Annotated in this window: 13 protein-coding genes; 7 read left to right on the forward strand and 6 right to left on the reverse strand. The window is 63.9% G+C overall.

Features of this window, described 5'->3' with window-relative positions:
- Positions 1–208: 208 nt before the first annotated feature.
- The 5 genes from FQ668_RS16765 to FQ668_RS16785 form a co-directional block, all read right to left on the reverse strand.
- Entirely contained in the window at positions 209–1,744 is a 1,536-nt protein-coding gene (locus tag FQ668_RS16765) for a DHA2 family efflux MFS transporter permease subunit (RefSeq protein WP_004575310.1), read from the reverse strand.
- Positions 1,741–2,934, reverse strand: coding sequence for an HlyD family secretion protein (locus tag FQ668_RS16770; RefSeq protein ID WP_019437070.1), 1,194 nt, complete (start codon positions 2,932–2,934; stop codon positions 1,741–1,743). The genes FQ668_RS16765 and FQ668_RS16770 overlap by 4 nt, the downstream gene beginning before the upstream one ends.
- A 30-nt stretch (positions 2,935–2,964) precedes the next feature.
- Positions 2,965–3,438, reverse strand: coding sequence for a MarR family winged helix-turn-helix transcriptional regulator (locus tag FQ668_RS16775; protein WP_003247811.1), 474 nt, complete (start codon positions 3,436–3,438; stop codon positions 2,965–2,967).
- A gap of 178 nt (positions 3,439–3,616) precedes the next feature.
- Positions 3,617–4,249, reverse strand: a complete 633-nt coding sequence (locus FQ668_RS16780; RefSeq protein ID WP_019437071.1) for a response regulator transcription factor — start codon at positions 4,247–4,249, stop codon at positions 3,617–3,619.
- Positions 4,250–4,258: 9 nt separating this feature from the next.
- A complete protein-coding gene (locus FQ668_RS16785; protein WP_019437072.1) occupies positions 4,259–5,665 on the reverse strand; it encodes a sensor histidine kinase in 1,407 nt (468 codons plus the stop codon).
- Between the two features lie 193 nt (positions 5,666–5,858).
- Here FQ668_RS16785 and FQ668_RS16790 point away from each other — a divergent pair, with 193 nt between their 5' ends.
- The 3 genes from FQ668_RS16790 (at position 5,859) to FQ668_RS16800 (ending at position 10,612) form a co-directional block, all read left to right on the forward strand.
- Positions 5,859–7,481 (forward strand): acyl-CoA synthetase, encoded by a 1,623-nt coding sequence (locus FQ668_RS16790; protein ID WP_019437073.1) that lies wholly within the window; start codon positions 5,859–5,861, stop codon positions 7,479–7,481.
- A 92-nt stretch (positions 7,482–7,573) separates the two neighbouring features.
- A complete protein-coding gene (locus FQ668_RS16795; protein WP_014590723.1) occupies positions 7,574–9,343 on the forward strand; it encodes an acyl-CoA dehydrogenase C-terminal domain-containing protein in 1,770 nt (589 codons plus the stop codon).
- Between the two features lie 261 nt (positions 9,344–9,604).
- Positions 9,605–10,612 (forward strand): FecR family protein, encoded by a 1,008-nt coding sequence (locus FQ668_RS16800; protein ID WP_019437074.1) that lies wholly within the window; start codon positions 9,605–9,607, stop codon positions 10,610–10,612.
- Positions 10,613–10,626: 14 nt separating this feature from the next.
- On the opposite strand, the gene FQ668_RS16805 is transcribed toward FQ668_RS16800, so the two are convergent.
- Positions 10,627–11,946: a Na+/H+ antiporter family protein gene (locus FQ668_RS16805; protein WP_019437075.1), complete on the reverse strand. Its 1,320-nt coding sequence runs from the start codon at positions 11,944–11,946 to the stop codon at positions 10,627–10,629.
- A 247-nt stretch (positions 11,947–12,193) separates the two neighbouring features.
- Between FQ668_RS16805 and FQ668_RS16815 the strand changes: the two genes are divergently transcribed.
- From FQ668_RS16815 to FQ668_RS16830, 4 genes are all read left to right on the forward strand, one after another.
- The gene (locus FQ668_RS16815) at positions 12,194–14,338 is read left to right on the forward strand and encodes a methyl-accepting chemotaxis protein (protein WP_019437076.1); all 2,145 of its coding nucleotides are present in this window, start codon (positions 12,194–12,196) and stop codon (positions 14,336–14,338) included.
- Positions 14,339–14,432: 94 nt separating this feature from the next.
- Positions 14,433–15,449: an ABC transporter substrate-binding protein gene (locus FQ668_RS16820; RefSeq protein ID WP_019437077.1), complete on the forward strand. Its 1,017-nt coding sequence runs from the start codon at positions 14,433–14,435 to the stop codon at positions 15,447–15,449.
- Complete coding sequence (locus FQ668_RS16825) at positions 15,446–16,294, forward strand: proline/glycine betaine ABC transporter permease (protein ID WP_014590718.1); 849 nt, start codon at positions 15,446–15,448, stop codon at positions 16,292–16,294. The genes FQ668_RS16820 and FQ668_RS16825 overlap by 4 nt, the downstream gene beginning before the upstream one ends.
- Positions 16,295–16,387: 93 nt before the next feature.
- Complete coding sequence (locus tag FQ668_RS16830; protein ID WP_004575302.1) at positions 16,388–17,251, forward strand: LysR family transcriptional regulator; 864 nt, start codon at positions 16,388–16,390, stop codon at positions 17,249–17,251.
- Positions 17,252–17,325: the final 74 nt, after the last annotated feature.

The following is a 17,325-nucleotide window of genomic DNA, read 5'->3' on the forward strand; positions in this document are numbered from 1 at the left end:
GCTCCCGGGAGTACGCGCTGCAGGCCCCATCCATGGGGCCTCAGCGCTTGACGGGCATCCATGCCCGTCACCTCCCTTCGCAAGCCCTACGCTCGGCCTCCTGAAGTCGCAATCAGCGGCGCCTGTGCTATCGCGCGCTTAGAAGCAAAATCAAAAGCCGAAGCGAGAGCGAGAGCGAGAGCGAGAGCGAGAGCGAGAGCGAGAGCACTTAATGCCCTGCCGATGCCGGCCCCGCCTTGGCGGTAAAGGGCGGCTTGGCGAACCACACCAGCAGAATCAACCCGGCAAACACCCAGCTCATCAAGGTGAAGTAATCCACCGTGGACATCATGTAAGCCTGCCCATTGAGTATCTGCTCCAGCTGCGCATAACTCTGCGGGCTGGCCCCGCCCAACTGCTCAAGGGTATGCCGCGTCGTCGGGTCGAACTGGCTGATGTGCTCGCTCAGATAGGCATGGTGCTGGTCCGCCCGACGAATCCAGATCCAGGTGGTCAACGAAGCCGCAAAACTCCCGCCCAAGGTTCGCAGGAATGTAGCCAGCCCCGAACCGTCGGCAATCTGGTGCGGCGGTAAGTCAGACAGCAGAATGCTCAAAGTCGGCATGAAGAACAACGCCACGCCAATCCCCATGAACAACTGCACCAGGGCCACGTGCTGGAAGTCCACCTCGCTGGTGAAACCGGCACGCATGTAGCAACTGGTGCCGATCGCCAGAAACGCCAACCCAGCCAGCACCCGCAAGTCGAACCGGTGCGCATATTTGCCCACGAACGGCGACATGATCACCGGCAGCAAACCGATCGGCGCCACCGCCAGACCTGCCCAAGTCGCGGTATAGCCCATCTGCGTCTGCAACCACTGCGGCAGGATCAGGTTGATACCGAAGAACCCGGCATACCCCCCGACCAGCACAATGGTGCCAATGCGGAAGTTGCGGTGCACGAACAGGCGCAAGTTGACCACCGGGTGCCGGTCGGTCAGCTCCCAGATCACGAACACCGCCAGGAACACTACCGAAATCAAGCTGCCGACAATGATGAACGACGACTCGAACCAGTCCAGGTCGTTACCCTTGTCCAGCACTACCTGCAAGGCACCGACGCCGATAATCAGGGTCAGCAGGCCAATGTAATCCATCGGCTGGCGGCTGGTGACCACCGGGCGCGTGCGCATCTGCTGGCGCACCACGGCAGCAGCGAACAGGCCGATGGGCACGTTGATGAAGAAGATCCATGGCCAGCTGTAGCTATCGGTAATCCAGCCCCCAAGAATCGGCCCGGCAATCGGTGCCACCACCGTGACCATCGCCAGCAGCGCCAGTGCCATCCCCCGTTTTGCCGGGGGGTAGACAGCAATCAGCAGGGTCTGGGTCATCGGGTAAAGCGGCCCGGCGACCACGCCCTGCAAGACACGAAAGCCGACCAGCTCGGGCATCGACTGGGCGATACCGCACAGGAACGAAGCCAGCACGAACAGCAGCGTGGCCCAGATGAACAGTTTCACTTCACCAAAGCGCCGGCTCAGCCAGCCGGTCAACGGCAAGGCGATAGCGTTGCTCACCGCGAACGAGGTGATGACCCAGGTGCCTTGCTCGTAGCTCACCCCCAGGTTGCCGGAAATGGTCGGCAGGGCCACGTTGGCGATGGTGGTGTCGAGCACCTGCATGAACGTCGCGAGCGACAGCCCGATGGTGGTCAGCAGCAAACTCGGCGGCGTGAACTGGGCAGCGGCGTTGTTGCTCATCGTAGCGCCGTCTTGCCGGTTGCGCTGTTCTCGTGAATCAGCCGGGCGATCAGGTTGTCGGCTTCGATCAACTGGTGGTCATACACCTGGGTGGTGTAGCTGGCCTTCTGCGGTGGCTGCTGGGCCAGGGCCGGGCCGCTCTGGTCATGCAGGTCGACTTCAACCACGGTGGACAGGCCGATACGTAGCGGGTGGTCCTTGAGCTGGTCGGGGCTGAGGTGGATGCGCACGGGTACTCGCTGGACAATCTTGATCCAGTTACCGGTTGCGTTCTGCGCTGGCAGCAAGGCAAAGGCGCTGCCGGTGCCCGCGCCAAGGCTGTCGACCGTTCCGCTGTATTTGACCTCGCCGCCATACACATCAGCGGTGATTTCCACCGGCTGGCCGATGCGCATCTCTCGCAGCTGGGTTTCCTTGAAGTTGGCATCGATCCACACCTGATCCAGCGGGATGACCGCCATGGTCGCGGTGCCCGGCTGCAGGCGCTGGCCCAACTGGACGGTACGCTTGGCGACGTAGCCGGTGACCGGCGCGACCAACGTGGTGCGGGCGTGGTCGAGGTAAGCCTGGCGCAGGTCGGCAGCTGCAGCCATGACATCGGGGTGCGAGGACACCACGGTGTCGTCGACCAGCGCGCTGCTGGTGCTGAGCTGTTGGCGCGCGCTGTTGACGGCGGCCTGGGCAACGCTCAGGTCGTCGCGGGCATGGGACAGTTCTTCTGCGGCAATCGCACCGCTGTCAGCCAGCACCTTGCGCCGGTTGAAGTCCTGCTGCGCCTTGCGCAGTTCGGCTTGGCGCGTTTCCAGTTGAGCCTTCAGCGAGTCGACGTTGCTGTACAGCCCCCGCACCTGCCGCACGCTGCGTGCCAGCTTGGCTTCGGCGGACTGCAAGGCCACTTCGCTGTCGGCCGGGTCGAATTGCAGCAATACCTGGCCGGCATGGACCAGGTCGCCGTCATCGGCCCCGATGCTGGTAACGGTGCCAGCGACCAGCGGGGTGATCTCCACCACGTTGCCGTTGACGTAGGCATCGTCGGTGCTTTCGTGCCAACGCCCGACAATGCTGTACCAGGCCCAGGTACCGACCCCGGCAAGGATCAGCAGCAACAGCAGGCCAAGCAGCCAAGCCTTGCGCTTGCGCGACGGCTCAGGCGCGACGGAGGGAGTCGGGGTGTCTGTGGGAGTGGCCATGACAATACCTTGGATAATTCGTTACAGGGTTCAACGGTCGCCGAAGCGGCGGATCGTCAACGGGTCGCCAGCACCGAGCAGCACCTTGGCCAGCAGGCCTTCCAGGGTTTTGAGCTCCTCTGGTGCCAGCACGCCGCACAACTCGTTCATGGCGGCGGCGCCGATTTCCGGCAGGCGGTTGGCCAGGCGCTGACCGTCGGCGGTGAGTGCCAGGCGCACCTGGCGACGGTCGTCGGCGCAGCGGTTGCGCACGATCAGCTCCTTCTGCTCGAGGCGGTCGAGCATGCGGGTCATCGAACCGCTGTCCAGGCCCAGGTAACGGCACAGTTCGGCCGGGGTATCCACCTGGTACTGGGTGACGATGATCAGCACTTTGAACTGTGCGGCGGTGACGCCCTCTGACTCCAGGTGCCAGTCAAGAATGCGGTCTTTGAGGATCGCTGCGCGGCCCAGCAACATGCCGATGGCGCAGGTCTGAAAGTTTTCGGGGGAGAAATGGGCCATCGTTGACTGCTCAGTTAAGTGTGTAGAAATATTACTGCTTAGGCAGTTAATGTCAAAGCCTTCATTAGGCAGCTATGAAATATTCGTGTTTTCTGCCGTTCACACCGCCCCCGCAGGCGCGCCCTGCGGCCCATCGCGACACACAATGCCGCCCCTGCCAGGGCCTGCGTAAGGGCGGCTAACGTGCTCGCAGGCCCAACGCCTCCACCGCCCCGCAAGCAATCGCCATTCCCACCAGCTCTGCGAGGCTGCCCGCCTGCAACCGCTTCATCACCCGGCCTCGGTACAGGTCCACGGTCTTGACGCTGATGCCCAACAGCTCGGCAATCTCGCGGTTGTTCAACCCTTGGGCCAACGGTACGAAGACGTCTCGCTCACGCGGCGTCAGGCCGTCGATGCGCGCCTGCACCAAGGCCAGTGCCTGATCGCCCTGTCGCGCCAGCCCGGCGTGCTCCAGCGCAGCCTGAACGCTGTCGAGCAGCAACTGGTCGTTGTAGGGTTTTTCGATGAAGTCGCAGGCGCCGGCCTTGAACGCCCGCACCACGATCGGCACATCGGCATGACCGCTGACGAAGATCACCGGCACCATCAGGCCACGCTCGCGCATCGCCTGCTGCACAGCCAACCCGCCCAGTCCCGGCATGCGCACGTCCAACAGCACACACGCGGGCCCATCATCGACGCAGGCGTCGAGAAACGCCTGCCCGCTGGCGAACGGCAAGGCTTGCAGGCCCACCGACTGCAGCAGCCAGACCGTAGAGTCGCGCATACCCTGGTCGTCATCGACCACATACACTTTTGCTTGCAACACTGCCTCCCCTTATTCCCTGCTGACCGCCAGCCGGCAGCACAGTACCAGACCGCCGTTGTCACCCGCCCGCGCCCACAGGCTCCCACCGAAGCCTTCGATCAGGCTGCGGCTCATGCTCAAGCCCAAGCCCAGGCCGTCGGCCTTGCTGGTGGTAAAGGGCGTGAAGATTTCATCCAGCCGCTCGGGTGCCACGCCCGGGCCCTGGTCAGCTACCTCGACCAGCACCCCATCGCCATCGCGCGCCGCGCAGAGCAGGATACGTGACGGCCGCTCACCCTGCTGCTCGCGATTGGCATCGATGGCATTGCGCAGCAGGTTGAGCAGCACCTGCTCCAGCAGCACCCGGTCGGCATACACCAATGGCAGTTGAGCGCTCATGCGAAGTTCCACCTGCACCTGGTCCCGCGCGGCTTCCCAGGCGCACAGGCGCATGGCTTCGCAGGCCAGCTCGGCCACGTCCAGTGCCTGCAGGCGGCGCGGCCCCTTGCGCAGGAAGGCTCGCAGACGGCGGATCACTTCGGCGGCATGGGTGGCCTGTTCGCTGATACGCTGCAGGCCCTGGCCAACCCGCTCGCGCGCCTGGGGATCACGTTCCAGGCCCTGCAGGTAACGCTGACTGGCGTTGGCATAGTTGACCACCGCAGCCAGTGGCTGATTGATCTCGTGGGCGATGCCCGAGGCCAGCTCGCCCAGGGTAGCGAGGCGGGCACTGTGCGCCAGGCTTTCCTGCGCTTCGATGCGCAAGGTGATGTCGCGGGACACGCTGACCACCTCCACCACCGCGCCGGTGTAGGTCTCGCGGATCGCCCGGCTGGCGATTTCGAACCAGCGGTAGTCACCTGTCGCCTGGCGTACCCGGCAAGTCATCGTGTGGTAGCCGTCCTGGTCCAGCGCGGCAGCGGCCTGGCGCAGTACCTGACGCCGCTCGCGCGGATGCAGCAGGGTATGTACAGGCAGGCCACGCAGCTGCTCGGGCCACAGGCCGAGCAGGCGGTAGGCTGCCGGTGAGGCATCGAGAAAGCGGCCATCGGGGCTGTGCCGGGAAATCAGGTCGGTGGTGTTTTCGATGATCAGCCGATACAGGCGCCGGGCGCGGCTGGCTTCGCGTGCGCCATGGCGCTCTTCACTGGCATCGCGGCAGCGGCCCAGGACCTGCTGGCCCTGGTTGTCCGGCATGAACGTCCACAACACGATGCGTTCGCCGACCTGCACTTCGACATCGCTGATCGCCCGATGCTGACGCAGACAGGCACGCACCAGGGCAGCGCAATTGGCCGGCAGCCAGCGAGCCAGCTCGGGCCCTTCGGCGACCCAGGCCTGCAATGCCGGGTTGAGTGCCAGCGGGCTTGCATCACTGGCCAGCAACAGACTGGGTTGCGGGTCTTTGGCAAGCAAGGGGTAAGCAGTGTCATCCACGGTAGGCGGCCTGTTTTTATAGTAGTTTTACTATATTGCTATAGTCGATATTCCTAATACCATAGCGACTCGCGTAAAACTGCGACAGAGGGGGCGGCCCACCGTCCGCCCCCTGCACCCTGAACAGAGCTAACAATCAGCCATCGGGGGCCAGGTGCACAGGCTGCGTCTGCCTCCCTTACAGGATTACCGCATGTCGATCTATGCCCAGGGCCTGATGCCCGCTGCCGTCAACCATGTCGCCCTCACCCCGCTGAGCTTCATCGAACGCACTGCTGCCGTGTACGGCAACTACCCGGCCGTCATCCACGGCGCCATCCGCCGCAACTGGCAAGAAACCTACCAACGCTGTCGGCGCCTGGCCAGCGCCCTGGCCGGTCGTGGCATTGGCCGTGGCGACACCGTGGCAGTGATGCTGCCCAACACCCCGACCATGCTCGAGGCACACTTCGGCGTACCCATGACCGGTGCCGTGCTCAATACCCTGAACGTGCGCCTGGATGCCGAGGCCATCGCCTTCATGCTGCAGCACGGCGAGGCCAAGGTGCTGATCACCGACCGCGAGTTCCATGCAGTCATCGAAGGCGCTCTGGCACTGCTTGAACACCCGCCGCTGGTGGTTGATGTGGATGACCCTGAGTACGGCGAAGGCCGCGCGGTCAGCGAGCTGGACTATGAGGCCCTGCTCAACGAAGGCGACCCGGAATTTGCCTGGGAATGGCCCGATGACGAGTGGCAGGCCATTTCGCTGAACTACACCTCCGGCACCACCGGCAACCCCAAGGGCGTGGTTTACCACCACCGCGGCGCCTACCTGAACGCACTGGGTAACCAGATGACCTGGGCCATGGGCCACCGCCCGGTGTACCTGTGGACGTTGCCGATGTTCCACTGCAACGGCTGGTGCTACCCCTGGACCATCACCGCCCTGGCCGGCACCCATGTGTTCCTGCGCCGGGTCGACCCGCAGAAGATCCTGACCCTGATCCGCGAGCACAAAGTCAGCCACCTGTGCGGTGCGCCGATCGTGCTCAACGCGCTGGTCAACATGCCCGAGGCGGCCAAGGCAGCCATCGAGCACCCGGTGCAGGCCATGGTCGCCGGCGCCGCACCACCGGCCAAGGTTATCGGCGCCGTGGAGCAAATGGGCATCAAGGTCACCCACACCTATGGCCTGACCGAGGTCTACGGCCCGGTGACCGTGTGTGCCTGGCATGACGAATGGGATGCGCTTTCGCTGGAAGAGCGTGCACGCATCAAGTCTCGCCAAGGCGTGCGCTACCCGACCCTCGACGGCCTGATGGTCGCCGACCCGCAAACCCTTCAGCCGGTGCCTCGCGACGGCGATACCCTGGGCGAGATCTTCATGCGCGGCAACACGGTGATGAAGGGCTACCTGAAAAACCCTGAAGCCACCGCCGAAGCCTTCCGTGGCGGCTGGTTCCACACCGGCGACCTGGCCGTGTGGCATGCCGACGGCTATATCGAGATCAAGGACCGGCTCAAGGACATCATCATTTCCGGTGGCGAAAACATCTCCACCATTGAGGTCGAAGACGCCCTGTACAAACACCCGGCAGTACTGGAAGCCGCCGTGGTGGCACGCCCGGATGAAAAATGGGGCGAAACCCCGTGCGCCTTCGTTGCCTTAAAGCCAGGCCGGGAGGACACCCGTGAAGCCGACATCACCAGTTGGTGCCGCGAGCACCTGGCCGGGTTCAAGGTGCCGAAGACCGTGGTGTTCGGCGAGTTGCCCAAGACCTCGACCGGCAAGATCCAGAAGTACGTGCTGCGCGACCGCGCCAAGGCCCTCTGATGCCGTAGCCGCTCCCTTTCAGGCGCAGCACACGGCTGCGCCTGAAGGTTCAGCGCACGCCCAACCCTCCCCCACTATTGCAAGAGCTGCCGATGACCATTTATTCCGCCCCGCTGCGCGACATGCGCTTCGTCCTGCATGACGTATTCAACGCTTCGGGCCTGTGGGCCCGACTGCCCGCCCTGGCCGAACGCATCGATGCCGACACTGCCGACGCCATTCTCGAGGAAGCATCCAAAGTCACCGGCCAGTTGATCGCCCCACTCAGCCGCAACGGTGACGAGCAAGGTGTGTGCTTCGACGCAGGCCAAGTCACCACCCCCGAAGGCTTTCGCGAGGCCTGGAACACCTACCGCGAAGGTGGTTGGGTCGGCTTGGGCGGCAACCCGGAATACGGCGGCATGGGCATGCCAAAAATGCTCGGCGTGCTGTTCGAAGAGATGCTCTACGCGGCTGACTGCAGCTTCAGCCTGTATTCGGCATTGAGCGCAGGCAGCTGCCTGGCGATCGATGCCCACGCCAGCGAAGCGCTCAAGGCCACTTACCTGCCACCGCTGTACGAAGGCCGCTGGGCCGGCACCATGTGCCTGACCGAACCCCATGCCGGTACTGACCTGGGGCTGATCCGCACCCGCGCCGAGCCTCAGGCCGATGGCAGCGTGCGCATCAGTGGCAGCAAGATTTTCATTACCGGCGGCGAGCAGGACCTGACCGAGAACATCGTCCACCTGGTGCTGGCCAAGCTGCCGGATGCGCCCGCCGGTGCCAAAGGCATATCGCTGTTTCTGGTCCCCAAATTCCTGCTCGAGGCCGATGGCCGCCTGGGCGCACGCAATGCTGTCCATTGTGGCTCGATCGAGCACAAGATGGGCATCAAGGCCTCGGCGACCTGCGTCATGAACTTTGACGGTGCCATCGGTTACCTGGTGGGTGAGCCGAACAAGGGCCTGGCAGCGATGTTCACCATGATGAACTACGAGCGCCTGTCCATCGGCATACAGGGCATCGGTTGTGCCGAAGCCTCCTACCAGAGCGCCGCCCGCTATGCCAACGAGCGCCTGCAGAGCCGCGCGGCGACTGGCCCGCAGGCACACGACAAGGTGGCCGACCCGATCATCCACCATGGTGATGTCCGGCGCATGCTGCTGACCATGCGCACCCTCACCGAAGCAGGTCGGGCGTTCGCCGTCTACGTTGGCCAGCAACTGGACGTGGCACGCTATGCCGAGGACGCTGGCGAGCGCGAGCATGCCCAGCGCCTGGTGGCACTGCTGACACCGGTGGCCAAGGCATTCTTCACCGACAACGGTCTGGAAAGCTGCGTGCTTGGCCAGCAGGTGTATGGCGGTCATGGCTACATCCGCGAATGGGGCCAGGAGCAACGGGTGCGCGACGTGCGCATTGCGCAAATCTATGAAGGCACCAACGGCATCCAGGCCCTTGATCTGCTGGGACGCAAGGTGCTGGCCGACGGTGGTCAGGCGTTGGCCAGCTTTGCCAGCGAAGTGCGAGCCTTCAGTGTGGATGCGCCCTTGCACCGCGAGGCCCTGCAGGCGAGCTTGGCGCGGCTCGAGGCCACCAGCAGCTGGCTGCGGTCGCAGGCTGGCGAGGATGCCAACCTGGTCAGCGCGGTAGCCGTTGAGTACCTGCAGTTGTTCGGGCTGACGGCCTATGCGTACATGTGGGCGCGGATGGCGGCAGTGGCGTTGGCCAAACGTGATGAGGACGAGGCGTTTCATGGTGCGAAGCTTGCCTGTGCGGCGTTCTATTTCCAGCGGGTCTTGCCGCGGGGGTTGGGGCTGGAGGCGAGCATTCGGGCCGGTAGTGGCAGCCTTTATGGGCTAGAGGCCGCACAGTTCTGACCGGTGTGTCGCCGACGCGCTTGTTGCAAGGGCAGCCGTGTGCTGCGAAGAGGCCGGTACCTGCAAACACTGACCTCTTCGCAGCACCAGCCTGCCCCGGAAGCGATTGCAGGCATCGTCGTTCGCCCGCGAAGGGTTCTCAAACACTGAAAAACCGTGGCTAATCCGACGAAAAACCGGCACTACTGATAGTCATTCGCCATTACATTGGTTCTCGGGAGCCCTCCCGCAAGGGTAGAATGCGCAAAACCCGGAGCCGCAATGAACCACGACCGCCTCAATCCCAACCCAGACGATGCCATCACCGAAGCCGCAGCGCATTGGTGCATGCGCCTGCACGCCGACGATTGCACGCAGGCCGAGCGTGAAACATTCGCTGACTGGTTGGCGGCCGACCCGCGGCATGCCGAAGAATATCGGGCGATGCTGGAAATCTGGCAAACAGCCGACCTGCTGCCGCCTAGCGCCACCGTCATCGACTTCAACCCACCCGCCAGACACACCGCCCGCCCTCGCAACTGGCGGCCGCTGGCGTCTGCTGCGGCAATCGCCCTGGCAGTGCTGCCGCTGGCCGGGTGGATGGGGTGGGAACAGGGCTGGTTGCCCAACCACTACCAGCACTTCGAAGCCGGTGACCGCATGCAGACCGTGGAGCTCAGCGACGGCAGCACGGTACAGCTCAACCTCCACACCGAACTCACCTTCCTCAACTACAAGGACCAGCGCCAGGTCACGCTCAAGCGCGGCGAGGCGTTCTTCAAGGTGCGACACGACAGCAGCCACCCGTTCATCGTGCGTGCCGGCAGTGGCCAGACCCGGGTCACCGGCACCCAGTTCAACGTGTGGAAGTACCAGGACCAGGTGAAGGTCACCCTGTTGGAAGGTTCAGTGCTGGTGTCCAGCGACGGCAGTGCCGGTGGCTATCGCCTTGGCCCTGGCATGCAGGCCAGCTACCACAAGGGCGACTTCGAGCCGCAGCTGGAGCAAAGCGACGACTATGGCAACACCCTGGCATGGCGCAGCGGCAAGCTGGTGCTCGACAACCTGAGCCTGGAACAGGCGCTGCCAGTGATAAACCGCTATCTCGACGCCCCGCTGCTACTGGCCGATGCCAGCACCGGCCGCATTCGCATCAGCGGCATCTACAACACCCGTGAAGTGGGGCGCCTGGTCAACAACCTGCCCAAAGTCCTGCCGGTCTACCTAACCCGCAGCAAGGACGGCAGCACCGTGCTCAATCGCATCTCGCCGCCGCCCGACAAGGGCTGACGCCCGCCCCCGCCTTACAAGGTCATCGCCGCCAACCAACCGAACGCCAGCAGCGGCAGGTTGTAATGGATGAAGGTCGGCACCACAGTGTCCCAGATGTGGTGGTGCTGGCCATCCACGTTCAGGCCCGAGGTCGGGCCCAGGGTCGAGTCCGAGGCCGGCGAACCTGCATCGCCCAACGCACCGGCAGTACCGATGATGCACACCGTGGCCAACGGGTCGAAGCCCAGTTGCACGCACAGCGGCACGAAGATCGCGGCCAGGATCGGCACGGTGGAGAACGACGAGCCGATCCCCATGGTCACCAAAAGGCCTACCAGCAGCATCAGCAGGGCACCGACGCCCTTGCTGTGGTCGATCCACTGCGCCGAGGTTTCCACCAGGCTCTTCACCTCACCGGTGGCCTTCATCACCTCGGCAAAACCGGACGCGGTAATCATGATGAAGCCGATCATGGCCATCATCTTCATGCCTTCGGTGAACAGATCGTCGGTCTCTTTCCATTTGACGATGCCCGACAGCGAGAAGATCAGGAAACCGACCATGGCACCGATGATCATCGAGTCCAGCAACAGCTGGACGATGAAGGCTGCAGCGATCGCCAGCCCGGCCACCAGCAAGGTCAACGGGTTGTACCGCACGCTCACCTGCTCCACCTGCTGGATGCGCGCCAGGTCATAGTCACGTTTCTTGCGGTAGCTGATGAACACCGCCACCAGCAGGCCGACGAGCATGCCGGCAGCCGGGATGGCCATGGCATGGGTGACGTTGACGCCGCTCACATCGACACCCGCGCGGGCAACATTGGCCAGCAGGATCTCGTTGAGGAAGATGTTGCCGAAGCCCACCGGCAGGAACATGTACGGGGTGATCAGGCCAAAGGTGATCACACAGGCGATCAGCCGGCGGTCGATACGCAGGCGCGTCAGCACGTACAAAAGAGGGGGTACCAGCAGCGGGATGAAGGCAATGTGGATGGGCAGGATGTTCTGGGACGACACGGCCACCGCCAGCATCAGGCCGATCATCAGCCATTTGAGCTTGCCGCCCTTGGCGTCATCCTGCCGGTCGATCATGCCCAGGGCGCGGTCGGCCAGCGCATGGGCCAGGCCAGACTTGGCGATTGCCACGGCAAAGGCACCCAGCAGTGCATAGGACAAAGCCACCGTGGCACCACCGCCGAGGCCACCGTTGAAGGCCTTGAGCGTGCCTTCGATGCCCAGGCCGCCCACCAGCCCACCGGCCAGGGCGCCGATGATCAGGGCGATGACCACGTGCACGCGGGACAGGCTGAGTATCAGCATGATGCCGACCGCGGCGATCACTGCATTCATGGTTGGCTTACCTCATTACGACAGAAAAAAGCGCGAACTCTGAAGCAGTAGGCGGCAGATGTCAAAAGCGCCTTGATGCGGCGCGTTAGTGGCGGTCAAATTTAAATTGAATGTTTGAATAAAGAAAAAACGGCTGGGGCCGATATTGTGGGAGGCAGCGAGGTGCCTGGCCGGAGCGCTTTGGCATCTCCCGCCCCCACCGCAGATAAAGCCATAACCCTTACTGCCAAAAAAGGGATCCGCCCTCATGCCTTTGCGACAACTTTCCATCCAGTGGAAGATCACCCTGCTCGCCGGTCTCTGTCTGGCCGCTATCGTCACCTTGCTCGTCGGCCTGTCGCTGTACCGCATGGATCACAGTTCGGACCTGGTCAAGGCCAGCAGCATGCAGATGCTGACTGAGTCGGCGCAGTCGCGTATCGAGTCACAAGGTGAAGTGCAAGCGCTGAACATTCGCCGCCAGTTCATGGATGCCTACCAGTACGGCGCCGGCTTCGCCCGCCAAGTGCTGTTCCTGCGCGAGCAGGCCGAAAAGCGCTTTCTCGATGCCTTCGACCTGCGCGAGGACATGACCCGCCAGGTGCGCGCTGCACTGCAAGCCAACCCCGACCTGCTCGGCCTGTCACTGGTGTTCGAGCCCAATGCCTTGGACAACAAGGACAGCCTGTTTGCCGGCAAGCCAGAATTGGGCAGCAATGAAACCGGGCGCTTTGCCCTGTACTGGTCTCAGCCACGCGCTGGCCAGTTGACCTCGATGGCCCTGCCCGAACATGACATGGCCAACACCGAGATCGGCCCCAGCGGCCAGCCGGCCAACACCTGGTGGGTATGCCCACGCACATCCGGCAAGGTGTGTGTGGTGGAGCCGTACTTCTACGACATCGATGGCCAGCAGGTGCTGATGACCAGCATCGTGTTCCCGCTGGCGGTCAACGGCAAGATCATTGCCACCCTGTCCATCGACATCAACCTCAATAGCCTGCAGGCGCTGAGCCAGGAGGCCAGCCGCAGCCTCTACGAAGGCCGCACCACGGTCGGCATTCTTACCCCGGTCGGCCTATTGGCCGGCTACAGCGCCGATGCCAGCAAGCTGGCACAGCGCTTCGACCAGGTCGACCCGAGCAAAGGCGCCGAGCTGGTGCGCAAGCTGGCCGATGGCAAGCTGACCATCCTCCACGATCGGCAGCGCTTGAAGGTGCTGGCGGCATTCCGGCCAATCCCGGACGCCCAGCCCTGGGGCGTGTTGCTGGATGTGCCGGAAAACGCCCTGACCGGGCCGGCCGAAACCCTGAAGCAGGAACTTGACGCGCTCAATACCAGCGGCACCTTGTTGGAGCTGAGCCTGGGCCTGGCCGCCGCCATTGCCGGCCTGCTGCTGGTATGGCTGATGGCCCGCGGCGTTACCCGGCCAATCCTCGGCGTGGCCGCCATGCTCAAGGACATTGCCAGCGGCGAAGGTGACCTGACCCGTCGCCTGACCTACCAGAAGCAGGACGAACTGGGCGAACTGGCCGGCTGGTTCAACCGCTTCCTCGACAAGTTGCAGCCAACCATCGCCGAGGTCAAACGCTCGGTGCAGGCCGCCCGAGGCACGGCCGACCAGTCCTCGGCGATTGCCACTGAAACCAGCGCCGGCATGGAGCAGCAGTACCGCCAGGTCGACCAGGTGGCCACCGCCTCGCATGAAATGAGCGCCACCGCCCAGGACGTTGCCCGCAGCGCCGCCCAGGCTGCGCAGGCGGCGCGCGATGCCGACCAGGCCACCCGAGAGGGCTTGGCGGTAATCGACCGCACCACCAGCAGCATCGGAGCCCTGGCCGCCAACATGAGCGACACCATGGCCGAAATAGAAGGCCTGGCGCAGAACAGCGAGAAGATCGGCTCGGTACTGGAAGTGATCCGCTCGATCGCCGAACAGACCAACCTGCTGGCGCTCAACGCTGCCATCGAAGCTGCCCGCGCCGGAGAGGCCGGCCGTGGCTTTGCCGTGGTCGCCGATGAGGTGCGCAACCTGGCCCAGCGCACCCAGGAGTCGGTGGAAGAAACCCGTCAGGTCATCGAAGCCCTGCAGAACGGCACCCGCGAAGTGGTCGGCGCCATGGACCACAGCCATCGCCAGGCCCAAGGTGGCGTGGAGCAGGTCGGCCAAGCCGTCACGGCATTGCAGCGCATTGGCCAGGCGGTGACGGTGATCACCGACATGAACCTGCAGATCGCCTCTGCCGCCGAGGAGCAAAGCGCGGTAGCCGAGGAAATCAACAGCAACGTGGCGACCATTCGTGATGTCACTGAATCCCTGTCTGGCCAGGCCAACGAGTCGGCGCGGGTCAGCCAGTCGCTGAACAGCCTGGCCAACCAGCAGCAAGCGCTGATGGACCAGTTCCGCGTCTGAAGCGAACGGGGCCACGCCAGTGGCCCTGAAACTGACAAAACCTCGTCGTCTACACTTGCCCCACCGCCAAGGCGTGGCGAACGACGAGGTTTACATGAAGAGATTTCCAGCGCTCCTGGCCGGGCTGCTGTTGACGGTGGGCCTGGCCAGCACGGACAGCGCCGCATCGGCAGAACAGCCTGCGCCTATCCATTTTGGTGCCATCGGCTGGGAAAGCGGCGCCCTCACCACCGAGATCCTGCGCCTGATCGTGGAGCGCGGCTACGGCTACAGCACCGACACCCTGCCTGGCAGCACGGTCAGCATGGAGGTGGCCCTGGCGCGCAATGACCTGCAAGTGATCGCCGAGGAATGGGCCGGGCGCAGCCCTGCCTGGGTCAAGGCCGAACAGGCCGGCCAGGTATTCGCACTGGGCGATACGGTCAAAAATGCAGAGGAAGGTTGGTGGGTACCGGCCTATGTGATCGAGGGCGATGCCGCACGCAACCTGAAGCCCGTGGCGCCTGAGCTGCACAGTGTCGAGGACCTCAAGCGTTACCCGCAGGTATTTTCCGACCCCGAATCGCCCGGTAAAGGCCGTTTTCTCAACAGCCCAAGTGGCTGGACGTCTGAAACCGTCAACAGCCAAAAGCTCAAGGCCTATGGCCTGGATGGCCTCTACAGCAACTTCCGCAGTGGCTCCGGCGCCGCGATGGATGCCGAGATCGGCTCGGCAATCCGGCGCGGCAAACCCGTGCTGTTCTACTACTGGAACCCGACCCCGCTGATGGGGCGCTACAAGCTCATCCGGCTGGAAGAACCACCGTTCGATGCCCAGGCCTGGGCCACCCTCACCGACCCTGCCAACCCCAACCCGAAAGGCAGCCGATCGCTGCCGGCAAAGTTGTCGATTGGCGTGTCCAAAGCCTTTCGTGAAAACTACCCAGACCTGGTCAGCGTGTTCGAGCAGGTCGACCTGCCCATCGATCGCCTGAACAAGGCCCTGGCCGTCATGAGCGAAAAACGCACGCCCCCGCGCGAAGCCGCCCTCACCTTCCTGCGCGATAACCGCGAGGTGTGGAAAGCCTGGCTGCCGGCGGACATCGCCGCCAAGGTCGAGGCCACCCTGTGAGCAGCGGTTTCCCGCAGCCCCTGCAGTTTTCCTTTGCCGACAGCATCAACCGCCTGGTCGACTGGTTGGTGTTGAACTACGGTGACCACCTGCGCAGTTTTTCTGACCAGTTGCTGCAACTGCTGGTCGGCCTGGAGAACCTGTTGCGCCTGTTGCCTTGGTGGCTGTTGTTGTTGCTGGTGGGTCTGCTGGCCTGGCACGCCAGCCGCAGCCTGCTGCGCAGCGCCGTGCTGGTCGCGCTGCTGGCCTTGATCGGTATGCTTGGGCTCTGGGACAAGCTGCTGCAGACCCTGGCCCTGGTGCTGGTCAGTACCGGTTTGTGCGTACTGGTGGGTGTACCGCTGGGCATCCTGCTGGCCGCCCGGCCACTGGCCAGGCGGTTGCTGTTGCCGGTCCTCGATGTGATGCAGACGCTACCTGCGTTCGTTTACCTGATTCCGGTACTGATGCTGTTTGGCCTGGGCAAGGTGCCTGCCGTGTTCGCCACGCTGATCTACGCCCTGCCGCCACTGGTGCGGTTGACCGAACTGGGCCTGAGCCAGATCGACCCCTCGTTGTTGCAGGCCGCACACGGCCTTGGCGCCAGCCGCTGGCAGCGGTTGCGGCGAATCGCCCTGCCCCTGGCGCTGCCGAGTATCATGGCCGGGCTCAACCAGTCGGTCATGATGGCCTTGTCGATGGTGGTCGTGGCCTCGATGATCGGCGCCCGTGGGTTGGGTGAGGATGTGTTGGCGGGGATCCAGACCTTGAATGTTGGTCAAGGGATGGAGGCCGGGCTGGCAATTGTCGCCCTGGCCATGGTGATCGACCGGATCAGCCAGGCCTATGGGCGTAGCAGTCGCTGAGCCGTATCGGCAAGGCCTGGTAGCAGCCTTGTGCTGCGAGAGGGCCGGGCCTGACAATATGCCTCTGTCAGCTGAGAACCGGACCTCAACCGCATGTCCCTGAAAGCCCTGCGCACCTTGGTGACCATCGCCCGCCACGGCACCTTTGCCCGCGCCGCCGACCTGCTCAGCCTCACCCCCTCAGCGGTCAGCCTGCACATCAAAACCCTCGAAGACGAACTGAAGGTGGCCTTGTTCGACCGTAGCCGCAGGCAGGTGGTGCTGACCGAAGCTGGCCAGTTGGCGGTGGCCCGCGCCGAAAGCCTTCTGGCTGCCTATGACGAACTGGCCGATGCCCTGGCCAGCGGCCCAAGCCTGCGCGGCCGCTTGCGCCTGGGGGCGATCCACACGGTGCTGGCGCGGCGTTTGCCCAAGGCGCTGGTGTGGATCAAGGCCCATCACCCGCAGCTACACATCAGCGTGGCCTCGGGCATGTCGGCGGAGCTGGCGCGGCGCGTGGAAGACGGTGAGCTCGATGCAGCGATCACCACCGAACCGGTCAGCCCTTACCCGCAGAACCTGGACTTTACACCGCTGTTCGAGGACCGTTTCTGGGCCATTGCCAGCCCTGAGCTGGCCGGGTATAGCGTGCCGCAGTTGCTGGCCAGCCAGCCATTCCTGCGCTTCGACAAGCGTGCCTGGGCCGGCCGGCAGATCGAGCAGGAGCTACGCCGCCAGCAGGTGCAGGTGAGCGAACTGATGGAACTGGACAGCCAGGAAGCCCTGGCGCGCATGGCGGTGATGGGCCTGGGCGTGGCGGTCATTCCCATGGCGGATGACGACCTGCAACGCTTGCCACCCGCCACCTGCCTGCCGTTTGGCGAGCCGCAGCTGACCCGGCGAGTGGTGTTGCTGGAGCATGAAAAAAGCCAGCGGCGGCATTTGAGTGCGGTGTTGAAGACCGCCCTGGAAGCCTGAAGCCAGGCTGCTCCAAAGCGCGATCTGCACCCACCAACATGCATTTTTCCTCAACGGTCACTGAAGAAAACAAC

This window comes from Pseudomonas sp. Kh14 (genome assembly GCF_900291005.1).
GTDB lineage: Bacteria > Pseudomonadota > Gammaproteobacteria > Pseudomonadales > Pseudomonadaceae > Aquipseudomonas > Aquipseudomonas alloputida.